Origin of the sequence: Halomonas marinisediminis (genome assembly GCF_004347715.1) — a bacterium.
GTDB classification, from domain to species: Bacteria; Pseudomonadota; Gammaproteobacteria; order Pseudomonadales; family Halomonadaceae; genus Halomonas; species Halomonas icarae.
The window spans coordinates 1-290 of record NZ_SLTR01000301.1 but is presented as its reverse complement, the minus strand read 5'-3'; the positions used below and the strand labels follow the sequence as shown (position 1 = coordinate 290).

Annotated in this window: 1 protein-coding gene; it reads left to right on the top strand. The window is 66.6% G+C overall.

All coding sequences use genetic code 11. The features are described from left to right. On the top strand, nucleotides 1-290 hold a 290-nt coding region (locus E0702_RS16775; protein WP_205742016.1), incomplete at both ends, for a L,D-transpeptidase family protein.

Sequence of the window (290 nt, the reverse complement as noted above, 5' to 3'; positions counted from 1 at the left end):
ACAGGGTCCGGCGCGGCTTCGACATCGCTCTGGGTTTCGCGCCCCACGGCCATAAACAGGTCGAAGGTGACGGCAAGACGCCCGAGGGGCGCTACCGCATCGATCGGCGCAACCCCAACAGCAGTTTCCATCTGTCGCTCGGCATCTCGTACCCCAACACGGCGGACGTGGCGCGGGCGCGGGCCATGGGTCAAAGCCCCGGAGGCAATATCTTCATCCATGGCCAGCCGAACCTGCTGGGCCCCCAGACCGAGGAAAACTGGACGGCCGGCTGCATCGCCGTCACCGAC